Origin of the sequence: Photobacterium sp. Hal280, from assembly GCF_037162255.1 — a bacterium.
Taxonomy (GTDB): Bacteria; Pseudomonadota; Gammaproteobacteria; order Enterobacterales; family Vibrionaceae; genus Photobacterium.
The window spans coordinates 1,603,709-1,621,899 of the sequence record NZ_JARLUO010000005.1; the positions used below are offsets into that span (position 1 = coordinate 1,603,709).

At 47.8% G+C, this 18,191-nt stretch carries 11 protein-coding genes and 2 pseudogenes; 6 read left to right on the forward strand and 7 right to left on the reverse strand.

Going from position 1 to position 18,191, the window contains the following annotated elements; genetic code table 11:
• Positions 1-401: 401 nt before the first annotated feature.
• Complete coding sequence (locus P4S53_RS16745; RefSeq protein ID WP_337113559.1) at positions 402-623, reverse strand: DUF2835 domain-containing protein; 222 nt, start codon at positions 621-623, stop codon at positions 402-404.
• An 87-nt stretch (positions 624-710) separates the two neighbouring features.
• Complete coding sequence (gene pepN / locus P4S53_RS16750; protein ID WP_337113560.1) at positions 711-3,335, reverse strand: aminopeptidase N; 2,625 nt, start codon at positions 3,333-3,335, stop codon at positions 711-713.
• Between the two features lie 421 nt (positions 3,336-3,756).
• Between pepN and pncB the strand changes: the two genes are divergently transcribed.
• Positions 3,757-4,953, forward strand: coding sequence for a nicotinate phosphoribosyltransferase (gene pncB, locus P4S53_RS16755; protein ID WP_337113561.1), 1,197 nt, complete (start codon positions 3,757-3,759; stop codon positions 4,951-4,953).
• A gap of 100 nt (positions 4,954-5,053) precedes the next feature.
• Here pncB and P4S53_RS16760 read toward each other — a convergent pair whose 3' ends face one another.
• The 4 genes from P4S53_RS16760 to P4S53_RS16775 form a co-directional block, all read right to left on the reverse strand.
• Positions 5,054-5,719, reverse strand: a complete 666-nt coding sequence (locus P4S53_RS16760; protein WP_337113562.1) for a lipocalin family protein — start codon at positions 5,717-5,719, stop codon at positions 5,054-5,056.
• A gap of 228 nt (positions 5,720-5,947) precedes the next feature.
• Complete coding sequence (prc, locus tag P4S53_RS16765) at positions 5,948-7,951, reverse strand: carboxy terminal-processing peptidase (RefSeq protein WP_337113563.1); 2,004 nt, start codon at positions 7,949-7,951, stop codon at positions 5,948-5,950.
• A gap of 17 nt (positions 7,952-7,968) precedes the next feature.
• Positions 7,969-8,607 carry an RNA chaperone ProQ gene (gene proQ / locus P4S53_RS16770; RefSeq protein ID WP_192017077.1) on the reverse strand — a complete coding sequence of 213 codons (639 nt, stop codon included), beginning with the start codon at positions 8,605-8,607 and terminating at the stop codon, positions 7,969-7,971.
• Positions 8,608-8,717: 110 nt separating this feature from the next.
• On the reverse strand, positions 8,718-9,176 hold the full coding sequence (locus tag P4S53_RS16775) for a GAF domain-containing protein (protein WP_337113564.1): 459 nt from the start codon (positions 9,174-9,176) through the stop codon (positions 8,718-8,720).
• 84 nt (positions 9,177-9,260) lie between these two features.
• Between P4S53_RS16775 and P4S53_RS16780 the strand changes: the two are divergent.
• The 5 genes and pseudogenes from P4S53_RS16780 (at position 9,261) to P4S53_RS16800 (ending at position 17,496) form a co-directional block, all read left to right on the forward strand.
• Positions 9,261-11,092: pseudogene (locus P4S53_RS16780) on the forward strand (ABC transporter ATP-binding protein).
• Positions 11,093-11,143: 51 nt separating this feature from the next.
• Entirely contained in the window at positions 11,144-12,334 is a 1,191-nt protein-coding gene (locus P4S53_RS16785; protein ID WP_337113565.1) for a paraquat-inducible protein A, read from the forward strand.
• A pseudogene (locus tag P4S53_RS16790) lies at positions 12,321-14,983 on the forward strand (MlaD family protein). The gene P4S53_RS16785 and the pseudogene P4S53_RS16790 overlap by 14 nt, the downstream one beginning before the upstream one ends.
• A gap of 118 nt (positions 14,984-15,101) precedes the next feature.
• Positions 15,102-16,538 carry a 16S rRNA (cytosine(1407)-C(5))-methyltransferase RsmF gene (rsmF, locus tag P4S53_RS16795; protein WP_337113566.1) on the forward strand — a complete coding sequence of 479 codons (1,437 nt, stop codon included), beginning with the start codon at positions 15,102-15,104 and terminating at the stop codon, positions 16,536-16,538.
• 364 nt (positions 16,539-16,902) lie between these two features.
• Complete coding sequence (locus P4S53_RS16800) at positions 16,903-17,496, forward strand: FMN-dependent NADH-azoreductase (protein ID WP_337113567.1); 594 nt, start codon at positions 16,903-16,905, stop codon at positions 17,494-17,496.
• Positions 17,497-17,588: 92 nt separating this feature from the next.
• Here P4S53_RS16800 and P4S53_RS16805 read toward each other — a convergent pair whose 3' ends face one another.
• Positions 17,589-17,903: a DUF496 family protein gene (locus P4S53_RS16805; RefSeq protein WP_192017070.1), complete on the reverse strand. Its 315-nt coding sequence runs from the start codon at positions 17,901-17,903 to the stop codon at positions 17,589-17,591.
• Positions 17,904-18,191: the final 288 nt, after the last annotated feature.

Genomic DNA, 18,191 nt, shown 5'->3' on the forward strand with positions numbered 1-18,191 from the left:
TTACTTTTATCAATCTAGTATAGGGTTTTATAACGACGCCCCGAGTTCAGCGCTAAAAAACTTCTCTCTGGCGAGGTATTGTTGACTCGAAAGCTATTGTAGGGGGTTTTGTTGCTAAATGGTTACGTTAATTACTCTGGTTTTTGAAGAAAAAATCGAATATGTGACTAAGGTAGATGTTTTGACTGGTGGCCTGCCAGCAGACAAAAATTCCAATGCGATAACTTGCTGTTACACGCACTTTTTGGTCTAACCATCTAAAAATATAAACTTTTTTCTAGCCGTGAAACTAATCAAAATCCCAGGTAAGTGAATATGGAATACTTTATTCGCAACAGATAAAAAAACCAGTTTCGCATAATTATGTAGGATATTTGTTAATATCCGACTAAAGACAGGTTTTAAGCGATTTTCTCCAACTTTTCAAAGCGGTTTTCCGCGCTGACTACAACCCGAAAACGCCCTTTTATACCTAACTGACTGAGGAAAGGACGAAGTCTGACGGCGGGGAGCTGCAGCCGGAGGCCCTCATCGGTGTGAACCAGCACTGAGCTGGCAGCACCTGAGTAATGCTTCAGGTAGGTGTGATAGGGAATGTTGACTGAAAAGGTGTATCTCTTCATGCAAACAAGCCTGCTTGATCGAATAAAATGGGTCGAATAAAAAAAGAAAGGCTCCCGGAGGAGCCTTCTGATTAAAACAGACTTGCTTTATTGTTCAAGTGCTTTTTCCACTTTCTCAAACAAATCTCTCGCCAGATTGTCCAAACCGGCCAATTTCTCCAGTTCGGCACGCATCAATGCCTGACGTGCCTCATCATACAGACGGTACTTGAGGAAAGGCTCAATCAGGCGTGAAGCCAGCTGCGGGTTCGACGTATTCAGGGCGGTCAGTATCTCAGTCAGGAAACGATAGCCGCTGCCGTCTTTCGCATGGAATCGAACCGGGTTATTGGCACAAAAACTTGCGACCAGGCTACGCGTACGATTCGGGTTCTTCAGACTAAACGCTGGATGTTGCATCGTGTCACGCACATTATCCAGTGCGTTTGCCGCCGGATTCTTGCCCTGAAGAATAAACCATTTGTCCATGACCAGTCCGTCATGAGTCCATTTGTCGCTGAAATCTGCCATCTGCAATTCACGGCAGGCCAGCTGTGCTTCATTCGCCGCTGACATAGCAGCCATAGTGTCTGTCATATTGTCAGCCGTTTCATACTGGGCCGACACCAGTTTTTCACCCTGCGCTGTCAATGCCAGATAAGCAAGGCAGCGATTACGCAATGCACGTTTGGCGATTGCGTCATGCTCAATACGATAACTGGCTTGTTTCAGTGAGTGATAAATGGCAGTCAGTTCATCTTCCAGCTCGGTCGCCAGAAGCTTTTCAAGCTGCCCTAACACAGCATGGATGGCATCAACATCAACAACGTCATACCAGCCAGCCACTTCGTTCTCGCTGGGCAGAGTCAGCATTTCAGCAATAAAGGCAGGATCGAGTTTCTCGTCCAGTAATGCCCCGCGGAATGCATCTACCACGTTGTCAGGGAAAACCACCTCTTCCCCTGTTTGTACTGCGGCCACATTACTGCGAATGTATTTCGCCAGCAGCATCTGACCGGCATCCCAACGCGCAAACTCATTGCGTGCATGGGTCATCAGGAAGACCAGTTCCTGGTCACTGTAATCGTACTCCAGGACAACCGGTGCTGAGAATTCACGTAACATGGAAATCACAGGCTGCTCATTCACCTGATCAAATTCAAAGGTCTGCTCAGACTCAGTGACATTCAGGACATGATGAATCCTTTCACCGTTACGCTGTAACTCAATCACCTGACCTTTGCTGTCATAGAGTTCAATATCAAACGGAATATGCAGGGGCTGTTTCTCTGTTTGTCCTGCTGTGGGTGCCGTATGTTGTTTTACCGTGACAAGGTAACGTTTAGCATCTGCATCGTATGCAGTGCTGACTTTTACCAGCGGTGTACCCGACTGGCTGTACCATAAACGGAACTGGCTCAGGTCAACGCCAGAAGCCTCTTCCATTGCCAGCACAAAATCGTCGCATGTCGCTGCTGTTCCGTCATGACGTTCAACATACAGTTTCATGCCGGCCTGAAAACCGGCTTCGCCCAGCAGTGTATGCATCATCCGGATCACTTCACTGCCCTTCTCATAAACAGTCAGGGTGTAGAAGTTATTCATCTCAATGACTTTTTCAGGGCGAATCGGATGCGACATCGGACCGCGGTCTTCAGCAAACTGTGGCCCACGCATCACACGGACGTTGTTGATCCGGTTAACCGGACGAGAGCCCAGATCCGATGAAAACTCCTGATCCCGAAATACCGTCAACCCTTCTTTCAGACTGAGCTGGAACCAGTCCCGGCATGTAATGCGGTTACCGGTCCAATTGTGGAAGTACTCATGACCAATCACCGCTTCAATCCCCAGATAATCCGTGTCCGTGGCAGTGGCCGGATTCGCCAGCACATATTTGGAGTTAAAGATATTCAGGCCTTTGTTTTCCATCGCCCCCATGTTGAAGAAATCAACCGCAACGACCATATAAATATCCAGGTCGTATTCCAGGCCGAAGCGCTCTTCATCCCACTTCATGGAATTAATGAGCGATTGCATGGCGTGTTCCGCGCGATCCAGATTGCCCTTATCGACAAAGATCTCCAGTGCAACGTCACGGCCGCTGACTGTTTTATAATTGTCACGCAACACATCAAAGTCACCGGCAACCAAGGCAAACAGGTAGCAAGGCTTTGGATACGGATCCTGCCACTGAACCCAATGACGGCCATTGTCCAGCTCACCGCTTGCCACTTTGTTACCATTACTCAGCAAATACGGGAAGTTGGCTTTATCTGCGATCACTTTGGTGGTGAAGCGGGCAAGCACATCCGGGCGATCCTGATAAAACGTAATGCGCCGAAAACCTTCCGCCTCGCACTGGGTACAAAAGCCACCGCCAGATTTATACAGGCCTTCAAGCGCGGTGTTTGCTTCCGGATTAATCTCGGTTTCAATGGTCAGTTCAAACGATTCAGGCAATTGACGAATTAGCAGGCCATCTGCAGTCTGTTCATAGTGCTGCCAGGTTTCACCATTGATTTCCAGCCGACGCAGAACCAAATCATCGCCATCTAATTCCAGTGACGTCACACCTTCGGTTTGTTGCTTCACTTGACTGACAGCAACAACGCGGGTCGCCGTATCCTGCAGATCAAACACCAGATCAATATCGGTAATCGTAAAATCGGGTGCGGTATAATCAGCACGGTACTTCGCAGTCGGTTGAGCGGCATTCGGTTGATCGGCCATAAAGTCCTTCCTTCATCATCCATATGGGCAGTTGCCACAATACAACGAACAAGATTCGATCTTTTCAATCGATGAAACATTGTTTGCGGAACTGAAAAATTTGCATACCCAACTTCAGGTTATGATAGCGGGTATGGAGCAGGTAAAGTCAGCAAGCAGCATGTGCCATATACACGCAGCTATAGGTAAGACAAGAATTCTTGAAATCGCATCAACTATACTTTATGTGAATACGTATAATTGGTCGCCAATAATCTTTACACTGTGTTAAGACAAAATGTTAGCAGATAGCACTTGAGGTGAAAATCTTATCTTTATCTATTGTTACCTGTGTCGCGTCGCGTAACAATGACACGGTCGTACAACCTCCTTTACCCGAATACATTGATTTTAGCCTCTTTAACAGGAATGACTCTGCAATATGAACCACACGATGCAACCTTGGATCATTGATTCACTGCTTGATACCGATGCGTACAAACTCCACATGCAGCAAGCGATTTTTCACCTCTACCCGGATGTGAGTGCTGCCGCCGAGTTTCGCTGTCGCAGTGGCGAAGATCTCAGGCCTTACCTGGCTGAAATCAAAAGACAAGTCGCCCACCTGGGCGAGCTTCGCTTTACCACAGAAGAAATTGACTACTTATCCACACTGCCATTTTTTCAGCAAGACTATCTGGACTATTTAAGCCAGTTTCACCTCGATCCCGCTCAGGTCATCATCGATGAAAACGATGAACAGCTCACGATTCGTATCGAAGGTAAATGGCTGGATATCATCTTGTGGGAAGTTCCCCTGCTTGCCATTATCTGCGAAACTCGCTGTCGTCATCGCTATGCTGACGCCTCACCTGAAGATGCGATTGATCAACTCAAACACAAACTATCCCATTTTCATGCGCTGGCTGCAGATACGGACATCAGCGAATTTTCCCTGGTCGATTTCGGTACCCGGCGTCGTTTTTCTAAAGACGTACACTACGCCGTTGTCGACTATCTGACAGCACATTTCCCTCAGTTTGGCGGTACATCCAACTACCATCTGGCCCGAACTCGCCAACTCACCCCTTTTGGTACTCAGGCACACGAATGGTTCCAGGCTCACCAACAACTGGCCGGTGAACTGGCTGACTCTCAGCAGTTAGCATTGAACCGCTGGCTTCAGGAATACCCGGACTCATTAGGCATCGCCTTAACCGACTGTATTAACATGGATGCATTTTTGCGGGATTTCGATCTGCGTCTTTCGAAACGCTTCAGTGGCCTTCGTCATGACAGCGGTGACCCGATTGCATGGGGCGAAAAAGCCATTGCGCATTATCAGTCGCTGGGTATTAATCCGAAAAGCAAAACACTGGTGTTTTCCGACAGCCTGACGTTAGAGCGCGCACTGGAGATCTATCAGCACTTCTGTCAGCGCGTCCAAATCAGTTTTGGTATAGGGACGAATATGACATGCGACTTGCCAGATGTTGATACCCTGAACATTGTGCTGAAACTGACCGAATGTGAAGGCCGGCCAGTTGCCAAAATTTCCGATGAACCCGGGAAAAGTATCTGTCAGGATGAAGCGTACCTGGGTCAACTCCGTGAAGCCTTCAAGCTGGCCAATGACTGAGTTCAATGTACAGTAATCTACAGACAAAAAGAGAGGCTTTCGCCTCTCTTTTTGGTACAACGTTGCGTTACAAGGTAACATTTAAAAGATAGATAAGGTGTTATTGACGCTGCATCACAGCTTCCATACCAAACTGTTTATTTGTCAGGGTTAAGGTATTGTCTCCGCCCAGCTTAAAATGACTGTCGTGCTGGCCATCTTCGTAAATCAGCACAATCCTGTCATCTTCCAGGTAGTAGATGCCCTTATGCTCTTTACGCTTTCCGTCTTTTCCAATGACCTGTGCGGAGAATAAGAAATCCGGACGCAACGATAGCTTCAGCTCAGTTACACTGTTATCTACATCCTTACCGCCTATCGCGGAAGAACGCCATTGACCCGGTAAATTTTCAGGCGCCAGCTTAGTAAAACGGGCACCGTCTAAAAGAAACTGGTTATAACTCAACACATATTCATGCTGCTGGGAAGGCTGATTGATGGAGTTCATGGTAAGCGTCGTTTCATCAATATCATAGTTACCGCCCCACTCGTCGATCAGTCCGTCGGTACGAAGCAGACGCACTTTAAAATGATAAGACGAATTGAACTTAATATTCATCGCACGGTAATTGATTCCCTCACTCTCCACCCCTTCCTCGGTAGTACTGAACCAGTACCAGTCTCCAAGCAACAGCGGATAATCAAATTCAGTCAGCTCATCGGCTGCTGCAGTATTGCTCCATGTAAAAACACTGAGAACAAATGACAAAAGAACGGCTCGCAGCATGATAGTACCCCTAAGAAGTATCAGCCCCTTCTATCAAATTAGCCCTCATTGGAAGGTCCCGCGCGCGAATGTGATACTTGTCATAAGTATTCAACCGCTTGTTTCAACTATGAGACATGACCAGACATGGACATCAGCCTAGTTCAGAATATAGCTAAGGCACTGTTATAAAAGAAAAACGGCGCAGAATGCGCCGTTTTTTCGTATCGTCATTAAATCTTAATCACTTCAGCTTTGTTCTTCCCGAACTAAATCAGCCGTGATTGCGACAGCCTCATCCAGATAAGCATCAGGCGCCTCATAATCTTTAGGGACATCTTTCAATGCAATGAAAGGCTTCTTCCCTAAAGCTTTCTGACGTGCATTCAAGCGCTCCAAACGCTCTTTCTCATCCAGATCCTGCTCAGACCGACGCTTGCTCTCATTCAGAGACAAGGCATTTTTATCTTTCTCTGCGTTGTACTTGGCTATGTCATCAAAAATAAAGCCAAACTCCATGTCGCTCTTAATACGTTGCTCATGTTGGGCACGTAACGAAGGCAACAATGGAGAGAAGTCATACAGCTTCTGGTAACCCGCAGGTTTGATACTGTCCCACGGCAAAGCATTATCTTCTACACTTTCACCCGTATCCGCAGGGTCAATGGCGGTAGGGAAACTGATATCCGGTACAACCCCCAGATTCTGCGTACTGCCGCCATTAATGCGGTAGAACTTCTGAATCGTGTACTGAACGTGACCTAACGGTTTATCGAACAGATCATAGATATGATTCAGAGAACGGTGTTGCTGGACTGTGCCCTTACCAAATGACTGTTCACCGATAATAACGGCACGACCGTAATCTTGCATTGCCGCGGCAAAAATCTCAGACGCAGACGCACTGTAACGGTTGATCAGCACAGTTAAGGGGCTATCAAAGTAAACGCGATCATCAGAATCACCATTCACTTTCACACGTCCGTAACTATCACGCACCTGAACCACCGGGCCACTGTTAATGAACAGACCGGTTAATGCAGTCGCTTCGGTTAACGCACCGCCGCCGTTATTACGTAAATCAATGACAATACCGTCAACCTGTTGCTGGTTTAATTTCGCCAGCTCTTTCTTGGTATCTTCCGACAGACCGACATAGAAACTTGGGATCTCAAGGACACCAATTTTTCGCCCTTTATAAGTTTCTACCGATGACTTGGCAGCCCTGTCTTCAAGACGGATCTTGTCCCGGACGATGGTGACACTGTAGCTTTTGGCATTGACTCCCTCCGGAAGAATCTCCAGGCGAACCTTGCTGCCCTTCGGCCCTTTGATCAGCTGTACCACATCATCCAGTCGCCAGCCCACCACATCGACCATTTCTTTACCGTCCTGAGCGACACCGATAATACGGTCTCCTGCAGACAGTTTTTTAGAATTGGATGCCGGGCCACCAGCAACTAAAGAACGAATTACAGTGAATTCATCATCCACCTGAAGCACAGCACCAATCCCTTCCAGAGACAGGTTCATCTCTGACTGGAACTGCTCAGCGCTGCGAGGAGAGAGATAACTGGTATGAGGGTCAACTTCACGCGCGAACGCATTCATATAGAGCTGAAACACATCTTCGCTGTGACTTTGAGTAAGGCGCTTCAACGCATTGTTGTAACGTTTACCCAAGGTTTCCTGGATGTCTTTCCACTCTTTGCCTGCCAGCTTAAGATTCAGCTCATCCGATTTAACACGTTCGCGCCAGATTTCATTCAGCTCTGCCCTGTCCTTTGGCCATGGCATTTCTGAACGATCAACCACTATGTCTTCGTTGACATTGAAAGACATAGGTTTGTCCAGCAGAGTCAGCGCATATTGGTAACGATCAAACCGACGCTTCAATACCGTATTAAAGATATCGTAAGCTGCTGTTGTTTCGCCTCTTTTTAACTGGTCATCAAGCTGATATTTCCACTGTTCGAACTGTCTGATATCAGATTGAGTGAGGAAGCTTTTGTTGAAGTCCAGCATTTCCAGATAACGATCGAAAATGTTGGCAGAAAATTGATCATCAAGTGAGAACTGGCGATAGTGAGATCGGGTAAACCGTGAGGCTACACGCTTACTGGCGGTCGCATGCTGTTTTTCTGGAGACAAAACAGGCAATTCACTTTGTGTATGTGTGGCTTCCAAGGCCTGAGCTGATGCTGCCAGCACAATACCGGCAGCAATCAGTGAGAAACGGAATCGACATTTCATACGTCGAGCATTCTCCTTTATGAACGCAGGTGCTCCGCTTTCACAACCATGGTCAGGCCATTAGTCAGACGGACACGCACATCGTCCTTATTAATTTCTACAATGGTTGCCGGCATGTTGCCATTGCCCATATTGACACTGACATCCTTACCCACTGTCACTTCATCGGAAGACAAAGCACGTGTTGTTTCTACCGGCTTCTTATCTAGCTTAGACGTTTTTTGCTTAACGTTTCTAGGTCTAGGTGATTTTTCCCTAACTTTCTTTGGCTTAGCATCACCTTCAGCCGCCGCTTTAGCCGCTGCCTGCTCTTTACGACGGGCGCGAACTTTCGCTTTACTTTCTTCCAACGCCTTTTGCGCGTGATCGACATGTTCCTGTTCTAACACACCACACTCATTGCCATCAAGGTCAATACGGCTAGCGCCTGCTTTAACACCATGAAGATAACGCCAAGAAGAAGTGTACTGACGAAGTGCTGCTCGCAGCTGAGTTTTACTGACTTTAGGATCATCACTCAGTCGTTCAGCGAGGTCTTGGAAGATACCAATTTTTAATGGTTTAGCTTCACCTTCAACAGTAAAACAATTCGGGAATTGCTCTGCAATATAGGCAATCACTTCTTTACTGTTCGTTAACTTTTCAGAGTTTTCCATGGACTTTCCTGACAAAGCGAGAGTACCTCGCTGTTAGTGCTTTTAAATAAAACCAATAAGTGCGGGCTATTATAATTACCTGATGTTGAAAAACCACCGAAAGCATACAATTAGAGCTTAATTTGTAGTTCCTCAATGAATGCAACCAGTCCGTCTTCATCTTCCTGGTCAAATCTTGACAGGCTTGGGCTATCAATATCCAATACGCCGTACAATTCACCTTTAACAGAAAATGGAATCACGATCTCAGAATTGCTGGCCGCATCACAGGCAATGTGCCCCTCAAATTGATGGACGTCACCAACTCGCTGAACTTTGTTTTCTGAGATTGCCGTGCCACAAACACCGCGGCCTACAGGTATGCGGACACAGGCAGGTTTACCCTGAAATGGACCCAACACCAACTGGTCATCTTTCAGCAGATAAAAACCGACCCAGTTAATATCTTCTAACTCCATGTTCAGTAACGCACTAATATTAGAAATATTAGCAATTACATCAGGTTCACCGTCAACGATTGCCACAGCCTGTTGGGTTAAACGACGGTAGAATGCAGATTTATTTTCCATGGCTTACTCCATATATAGCCGTTAAAATGGCACCTTTGCATCGTAATAGGAATCGTTATCACTGTGAAAGGCTCAACGAATCAAATGATTAACTGGTCATGGTTGATAAAGCAAGCAAAACATCACAAAAAGAGGCTGATTGCTGCCAATATCATCGCCCTGATTGCCACGCTTATCAGCGTCCCTATCCCACTGCTGATGCCGCTGATGGTAGACGAAATTCTGCTTGACCAGCCGGGAAAAGGAATTGCCTTATTAAACCATTTCCTGCCGTTAGCCTGGCAACAACCGGCTGCCTATATCATTCTGGTGCTCCTGATGGTCGTCGTTATGCGTGCTGCCAGCCAAGCTTTGAATATTCTGCAAAGCCGCCAGTTCACCTTAGTCGCCAAAAACATCACCTATCAGATGCGCAAGCACCTGATTGATAAACTGGGCCGGATCAGCATGCGTCAGTATGAAGAGCGCGGCAGCGGCGGGATCACCTCCCACCTGGTTACGGATGTTGAAACCATCGATAAATTTGTCGGTGACACGTTAAGCCGCTTTCTGATTGGTACACTAACTGTACTCGGGACAGCCGTGGTGCTGCTGTGGCTGAACTGGGAGCTGGGACTGTTCATTCTTCTGGTCAATCCCGTCGTGATTTATGCATCACGAAAAATGGGAAACAGAGTTAAGCACTTAAAGCGGAAAGAAAACCAAGCCTTCGAGAAATTTCAGCAGCGACTGGTTGAAACGCTGGATGGTATTTATCAGCTCAGAGCGGCAAACCGTGAACGCGACTTCCTGAAAAACCTGAAAGAGCATGCTGATGGTATCCGTGATAATGCCGATAAGTACGCCTGGCAGTCAGAAGCCGCCGGTCGGATATCCTTCCTGCTGTTTTTGATTGGATTCGAGCTCTTCCGCGCGGGGGCCATGCTCATGGTGCTGTTCAGCGATTTGACCATTGGCCAGATGTTCGCGGTATTTGGCTATCTGTGGTTTATGCTGGGCCCGGTTCAGGAACTGTTGGGTATTCAATTTGCCTGGTACGGTGCTTCGGCCGCTATGCAGCGTCTGAACCAGCTGATTGCACTGGAAGAAGAGGTTCGTCCTCAGGCCAAAGTAGATCCCTTCTCCGGCCATAAACAGATTGCCATTGATATCAATCATCTGGACTTTTCCTATGACGAAGACAAGAAAGTCCTGAACGGATTGAATCTTTCATTGCCGGCAGGAAAACGCGTCGCATTAGTGGGCGCGTCAGGCGGCGGAAAATCCACATTGATCCAATTACTTCTTGGCATCTATCAAAAAGACAGTGGCGATATCCTGATCAATGGCCATCCTGTTGAAGACGTTAGCTATGAGGCACTTCGTGAAAAAATGGCCGTTGTGTTGCAACAACCGGTACTGTTCAATGACACCCTTCGCCATAATCTGTCATTGGGCGCTGAGTATAGCGACGAACAGCTCTGGCAAGCGATTGAAATCGCACAACTTTCAGATGTAACACAGCGACTGAGTGACGGACTGGATACTCAAATTGGCCGTCAGGGAATTCGCCTTTCAGGGGGCAGCGTCAGCGGCTCGCTATCGCCAGAATGATTCTGACTAACCCGGATTTCGTCATTCTGGATGAGGCAACATCTGCACTGGATACTGCCACTGAAGCCGCTCTGCATACTGCGTTGAACCACTTTCTGGCAGACCGCACGACCCTTATTGTGGCTCACAGGCTCTCTGCGGTAAAACAGGCTGATATCATTTATGTGCTGGAAGACGGTCAGGTAAGCCAGACGGGCACACACTCTGAGCTGGTGAACACAACCGGCCTGTATCAGACCCTGTACGGTACTGCACAATCCAGCGATGCTGAACATCACATTAATGATCAGAATCTGACAGTAGCCAGGTTCAATTCAAAATAATATAGTGATGCCAGTTCAACTGGTTAACGGTTCCAAATAGGATGGACAACAATGTCAACGGTAAGACTCTGCCCTAGTTGTGATTTACTTTTGACACCTAAAGTAACCGCCAGGGGACAAAGCGCTTTTTGTCCCCGCTGTGAATCACGCATGTACCGTGGCGGCATGCCATCGATACGTGGCGATCTGGCCCTTGCTGTCGCCGGTTTGATATTAATCATACCGGCGCATCTCTACCCGTTAATTACCATTCGCCTGTTCGGCGTCATGATACCGGCGACCATACCCTCTGGCGCACTGACATTGTCAGCCGATTATCCCGCGGTCGCGCTGTTAATCCTGTTCTGCAGCACAGTCGCACCTTTACTGGTTTTTCTGTCGGTAGCCAGCGCTCAACTGGGTTTGGCGAAACGCCATCTCAGCCTCTTTAAGTACTCGATGTGGTGCATAGACCACCTGAAGAATTGGGCGATGTTTGATGTTTTTCTGGTCAGCTTAGGCATTGCCTGCTTCAAAGTAAAAGACTATGCCGATATCTATGTCGGCCCCGGTCTGTTTTGCCTGGTCATGATGGAAATACTCATGGTCATCATGCTCACGCGATTCAATGTCAAACGGTACTGGGAAGCCTGGCAACCTGAAACCGATCATAAAGGCCCGGCATTGAAGTTACACTGTGGCAATTGCCATCTGAGCCAGGAAGAGACTGACATATGCCACCGTTGCCATAGCCCGACCCACTACCGTAAACCGTTTTCAATACAGAAAACCTGGGCTTACCTGATCACAGCGACTATTTTCATCATCCCGGCTAACACCTACCCGATATCTATATTTCTGAACAACGGTAAGCGGATTGAAGACACGATTCTCTCTGGTGTCGCGTCTCTCATCAATACAGGTATGGAAGGCATCGCCATTCTGATTTTCTTTGCCAGTATCGTTGTACCCGTTGCCAAAATACTCGGACTTGCATTTATTCTTCTGTGCATCCACGGTAAAAGAAAGATCAATCACTTACACAGAATGAGGCTTTACCGTATCATTCAGTGGATCGGAAAATGGTCAATGATGGACTTGTTCGTCATTGCTTTAATGGTCACGCTCATTGATCGCGGCCAGATTCTGGATTTTACCCCTGGCCCGGGAGCCATTGCCTTTGCGATCGTTGTCGTGCTCACCATGCTGGCAGCAGAAAGCCTGGACTCTCGCCTGATTTGGGATAATTATGACAAACAATAAGTACCCGCCACAGCCCCCTTTTGGCCCTCCTGTCGGGCCACAACAACCTCAACCGGTCAATGTCAAAAGGGACAGACAGATATCGCCGCTGTGGATTTTACCTGTTCTTGCTTTGGGACTGGCGGCATGGCTGGTGGTTCAGGCTGTCAGCGAAGCTGGCCAGCGAATCACTATCCATTTTGACGATGCGGCCGGCCTGGTTGCCGGCAGAACTATGATTCGTTATCAGGGCCTGGAAGTCGGCGTCGTCCGGGACGTAAAACTTTCAGATGACCTGCAAAGTATCTATGTGACCGCTGATATCTACCCCGAAGCGGTACAGGTTTTACGCAAAGGCACGCGGTTCTGGCTTGTTAAACCCAAAGCCTCGATTACCGGCATCAGCGGCCTCGATGCACTGGTATCCGGTAACTACATAGCACTGCTCCCTGGCGAGGGCGAACCGGCCCAGGAGTTTGACGCTTTAGCCAGTCAACCCTCAGAAACCCCGCTGGCGAAGGGCTAACCATTCAGCTTCAGGCGCCCGATCTGGGTTCTGTCTCTATCGGGGCGCAGGTTTACTATAAAAAAATCCCTGTTGGTGAAGTCTATAACTACACCCTCAGCAACAATAAAAAACGCGTGTTGATCGACGTTCTGATCCAGCCTCAGTACGCCAACCTGGTGACCAATAAAAGCCGCTTCTGGAACGTGAGTGGTGTCAGTGCCAATATCGGATTTAATGGTGTTGATGTTCAGTTTGAAAGCCTCTCTGCATTGATTGCCGGGGCGATTGCTTTCGACTCTCCGGACGAAGGTCTTCCTATCCAGCCGAACCATTTATTCCGCCTGTATCCCGATCTGAATACAGCAGGACGCGGCATCGCCATTACCGTTGAATTACCTGATGACAATCACATCAGTGCTGGCGGCGCTCCGATCGTGTATCGCGGTCTGCAGATTGGTCAGATCTCTGATTTGCGTTTAGATCATCAACGCAAGCGTGTAATCGCCCATGCAGCCATTGAACCCAGCATGAGTGATTTACTGACATCCGGCACCAGCCTGTTGCTGGAAGAAGCCAACCTCTCCTTACAAGGGGTGAGTAATCTCGGTAATCTGATCAAAGGTAATTATCTGACGTTGATTCCTGGCGAAGGTGAGCCTGCCCGGCACTTCCAGGCATTCACCCAGGAACAGCTTGAAGAGAAACGTCCCGGCGCTGCCGTCATTCATCTGTACGCCGATAAGAATATTGGTATCAGCAGAAATACTCAGGTGACGCACCGTGGTATGGCTGTGGGAAGCGTCAAAAAAGTCAGCCTGGAGAAAGAAAAAGTTCGTTTTGATATCATTATCAAACCCGAATTCACTGCTCTGGTACGAAGCCAAAGCCGCTTCTTTATTGATGGCGGAATTCAGGCCGACATCAGTGCAGACGGTATCAATGTCTCAGTACCGCCAGCAGAGCAGTTAATCAGTAGCAGCATTGCTTTTACCTCTGAAGGCACAGGGAAAATGCGTCGCCAATATCCGCTGTTTGAAAGTCGGGCACTCGCTAAACTGGCCAGCAGCCAGCAATCCGGCAGTACCACGGTACAACTTTTTGCCGAGACCCTTCCCTCGGTGAGCGAAGGCAGCCCGGTGCTGTACCGTAACCTTCCCGTCGGCAAAGTCAGTGGTTATGCCCTAACGCGTGACGGTGTCACAATAAAATTATCAATTCAGAACAAGTACCGCTATCTGGTAACAGCCGACAGCGTTTTCTGGGATCAATCCGGTGTTGAAATCGAAGCTGGCCTGTCTGGGGTCAATATAAAAGCCAGCCCTGTCACTTCATTACTCAAAGGCGGTATAGCTTTCGATAACATGAACGGTATTCCCAACCGTGTCGGCAAACAATTCAAGCTGTTCAGCAGCCTGAAAAGCGCGAAGGAATTTGGCACGCTAATCAGCCTGACGGCAGAGCATGCCAAAGGCATTTCTGTGGGTACTGATATCAAGTATCAAGGGGTAACCGTAGGTAAAGTGCTGTCGCTGATACCGGATTTTAAAACCGGTCTGGTTCAGATTGATGCGCGCCTTTTTCCCCGGTTTGCTGAGGCTCTGACAAAAGATAAAACGCACTTCTGGCTGGTCACACCGAAAGTCGATCTCACTGGTGTCAAAAATCTCGACAGTCTTTTTAGCAGCTACATAGAAGTAGAACCGGGTGAAGGAAATTATCGGCAAACATTCGCGCTATCTGAGCAGGCAAAAGCAAGGTTCGATGGCCTGACCGTTATTCTGGAAAGTGTCACCCGCGCTTCAATACGTTCAGGTACGCCCCTGCTGTTCAGAGACATGCAAGTGGGTCAGGTCAGCAAGGTCACACTGGGTGAGCTGGCTGACAGAGTGATGATAGAGGCGCACATTGAGCCAGGGTTCCGGCATCTGGTTCGTTCAGATACCGTATTCTGGAACACATCGGGGCTGGATGTCAGTGTCGGTCTGACAGGAGCCAGCATTCAGGCTGGCACGGTAGACAGCCTGATTCGTGGCGGCATTGCACTCGCGACACCTGAAGGCCAGCCTCTTTCCGCGCCGGCTCAAAGCGGAACGCACTTTCTGCTTCACGAAAAGGCCAGTCCTGAATGGAAACAATGGCGGACCGCTATTCCGGCGGAATAGCACCCGGCATCAACCAGGTCGGCATCATCAAGGCAAGCTATCAGGCTTGCCTTGTTATTTTATCCTGACGCCAGTTTGTTATAGACTTGCCGACTGCATTCCAACCGAGATAAAGCAAGTGCATCAGTCCATCTACATTCCAGACGATTTCATTAACCTCATTCGCCAAATTCTGCCAGACACTCTGGATATGGACAGTTTCCTCGCCAGTTGCCGTACCCCGCTACGCCGCAGCATCCGGGTCAATACACTGAAAATTTCCGTCGCCGATTTTTTGGCAAAAGTCAGTGACAAAGACTGGACACTCACACCGGTTCCCTGGTGTGAAGAAGGATTCTGGATAGAGTACGATGAGTCAGTCACTGAATCTTTAGGCAATACCGCAGAACACCTGGCAGGACTGTTTTATATACAGGAGGCCAGCTCCATGCTGCCAGTCACCGCTTTACTCACAAACAACGAGCAAATCGGTTGTGTGCTGGATATGGCAGCCGCCCCCGGTTCAAAAACAACGCAAATCGCGGCCTCAATGCAACATCAAGGTGCACTGGTTGCGAACGAACTGTCAGCCAGCCGCATCAAGGTATTACACGCCAACCTGCAGCGATGCGGCGTGTCTAATGCCGCAATTACACATTTTGATGGTCAAATTTTCGGTAGCTGGACCCCTGAGGCGTTTGACAGCATTCTTCTCGATGCTCCCTGTTCAGGCGAGGGGGCAATCCGTAAAGACGAAGACGCCATGGCAAACTGGAGCCTCAAGCACGTCCAAGACATTGCAGACATTCAACGCGGGCTGATTGTCAGTGCTTTTCAGGCGCTGAAACCCGGCGGTGTAATGGTGTATTCCACCTGCACGCTGAATCATACTGAAAATCAAGCGGTGTGTTTCTTTCTCAAAGAAACCTTTGGCGATGCAGTGCAATTTGAAACTCTGGCTGACTTATTTGACGGTGCAGAAAAAACCTGCACCGAGGAAGGCTTTCTACACGTATTCCCACAGGTCTATGATAGTGAAGGTTTTTTTGTCGCCCGCATTCGCAAGCTTGCGGCCGTTGAAAGTGAGCCGGCTAGAAAGCGAAAAGCCAGTTTTCCCTTCTCTTTGGCCTCGCGCAAAGACAGTGAGCAAATCCACCAGCAGCTGTACACAGATCTCAGCCTGACACTACCGCCAGAGCGGGAGGTTTGGCTTCGGGATCAGGAAGTCTGGTTGTTCCCTGCCCGACTTCGTCCGCTGCTAGAAAACATCCGTTTCCAGCGTATTGGCATTAAACTGGCAGAAAAGCATAAAAAAGGGTATCGCTGGCAACATGAAGCAGTCATGACACTGGCTACAGGCAAAGAGCCAAGTTGTGTTTCTCTAACTACTGATGAAGCCAATGAGTGGGTCATGGGCAGAGACATACGTCCGCACAACCTGACTGGGAAAGGTGAAGTGATTGTTACCTATCAGGATTTTCCTCTGGGAATAGGAAAATGGGTTGGCAATCGCATCAAAAATGGCCTGCCAAGGGAATTAGTGAGAGATACAGGTTTATCTGGAAAAACACTTTGAATTTGGAGTAGATGGTTATTGGTGCTGATGATTGCAGTAGCCTTGACTGTCTCAGGGCTAAAACTGGCAAAAAATGCTGCTTGAACTAAGCTTGATATTGTAATTGATCTCCATTTATAAACCAGTTAGCGCAAGGCTCTCACGAGCCATTCCCCTAAGCCCGAAACAGGAGTCGTTTCGGGCTATTTTTTATCCTTTTTTCAATCCCTTCCGCCCTCAGACTGCTCGGATTTTTCCGAACCAAATCTTGCTTCATTCAAAATACTCGAACAACTTACACAAGTTTTTCAGCTTTTAGTGTTGTAGTCCGGCATTTATAGTTAGCCCAAGTTCATTAAAGAATCACTATAGAAGGGACAGCATTATGTCTAAAGTTCTTGTTCTGAAATCCAGCATTCTTGGCGATTACTCTCAATCAAACGCCCTGATTGATCATCTTGTCAACGTGAAAGCAGATAGCATCTCCACCATTATTGAGCGTGACCTGGTTGCTCATCCGCTCCCTGTATTAGACGGTGAACTGGCCGGTGGTTTACGTGGCGGTGACAATCTGACTCAGCGTCAGAAAGAAACAATTGCGCTGTCCGATCAGCTGATCAACGAAATCAAAACCAGTGACACGATTATCATTGGCGCACCTATGTATAACTTCAGTATTCCGACTCAACTGAAAAACTGGTTTGACCTGATTGCCCGTGCAGGTGTGACTTTCTCTTACACTGAAAATGGACCTGTTGGTCTGCTGACAGGTAAAAAAGTGATTGTTGTTTCTTCTCGTGGCGGTATGCATAAAGGGAACGCCACTGACACTATGGTGCCTTACCTGACCACTATCCTTGGCTTTGTCGGCATGACTGAAGTTGAGTTTGTGTACGCAGAAGCATTAAACATGGGTGATGAGATGGCCGATAAAGGCCGCGTAGAAGCGAAAGCACAGATTGAAGAGCTGGCAATCTAACAGCGCCTCATCGCTGCAGACATTTGTGACGAAAAAGCCGCTTACGCGGCTTTTTTATTATCAGAGACAAGCGGTTATTGTTGCTTATCCGTTTATTTCGCCGGGCGGTTCGCCAGCTCAGTACGCTTATGTTCTTTCAATTGCTTACTGGCTTCACGGCGCTCTTTTGATAGCTCAGCCGTGATGATGATATGGTCATCAACACGGTCTTCATAATCCGCCTTCATGTTTTCAATAATGCTGACAATCTCTTCATGTGTCATATTCGGCTGAATGTAATCAATCAGGTTTTCCAGCAACTCGACGCGTTTGCGGTTGTCTCTGATCTTGCGGTCATTATCAAGAATTTCACGCTTAAGTTTATTTTTGCGTCTTGCAAGACGCACCAATTCCAGGATATTGCTCATGTTTTGTCCTTACTTTGAAACTAGAAAACCTGCATTACTTGGGTTATAACAGAAACTTGTCTTTCTTCACAAGTAAGATCACTCTTAATTCACGACACCCTGCATTTCATTGATCTTGCTCAGCGCATCCTAAATCAAGATCGATTTTTAACCGATTCATTATACTGTTGATTTTCATTATTCCGATGACAAATGCTTTTCATTCATGCGACAAGCAATGAAAAACAAATATGCACACTGTTTCTTGTTATGTGACTCACAATATACTGCGGAATTATTTGCTTTTGG

What these genes read in the sequence shown, in the direction of transcription:
- prc (WP_337113563.1), bottom strand. Translation starts at nt 7,951, where the DNA reads ATGAAATGTCGATTCCGTTTCTCACTGATTGCTGCCGGTATTGTGCTG.
- P4S53_RS16785 (WP_337113565.1), top strand. Translation starts at nt 11,144, where the DNA reads ATGTCAACGGTAAGACTCTGCCCTAGTTGTGATTTACTTTTGACACCT.
- pncB (WP_337113561.1), top strand. Translation starts at nt 3,757, where the DNA reads ATGAACCACACGATGCAACCTTGGATCATTGATTCACTGCTTGATACC.
- P4S53_RS16805 (WP_192017070.1), bottom strand. Translation starts at nt 17,903, where the DNA reads ATGAGCAATATCCTGGAATTGGTGCGTCTTGCAAGACGCAAAAATAAA.
- proQ (WP_192017077.1), bottom strand. Translation starts at nt 8,607, where the DNA reads ATGGAAAACTCTGAAAAGTTAACGAACAGTAAAGAAGTGATTGCCTAT.
- P4S53_RS16745 (WP_337113559.1), bottom strand. Translation starts at nt 623, where the DNA reads ATGAAGAGATACACCTTTTCAGTCAACATTCCCTATCACACCTACCTG.
- P4S53_RS16760 (WP_337113562.1), bottom strand. Translation starts at nt 5,719, where the DNA reads ATGCTGCGAGCCGTTCTTTTGTCATTTGTTCTCAGTGTTTTTACATGG.
- P4S53_RS16800 (WP_337113567.1), top strand. Translation starts at nt 16,903, where the DNA reads ATGTCTAAAGTTCTTGTTCTGAAATCCAGCATTCTTGGCGATTACTCT.
- pepN (WP_337113560.1), bottom strand. Translation starts at nt 3,335, where the DNA reads ATGGCCGATCAACCGAATGCCGCTCAACCGACTGCGAAGTACCGTGCT.
- P4S53_RS16775 (WP_337113564.1), bottom strand. Translation starts at nt 9,176, where the DNA reads ATGGAAAATAAATCTGCATTCTACCGTCGTTTAACCCAACAGGCTGTG.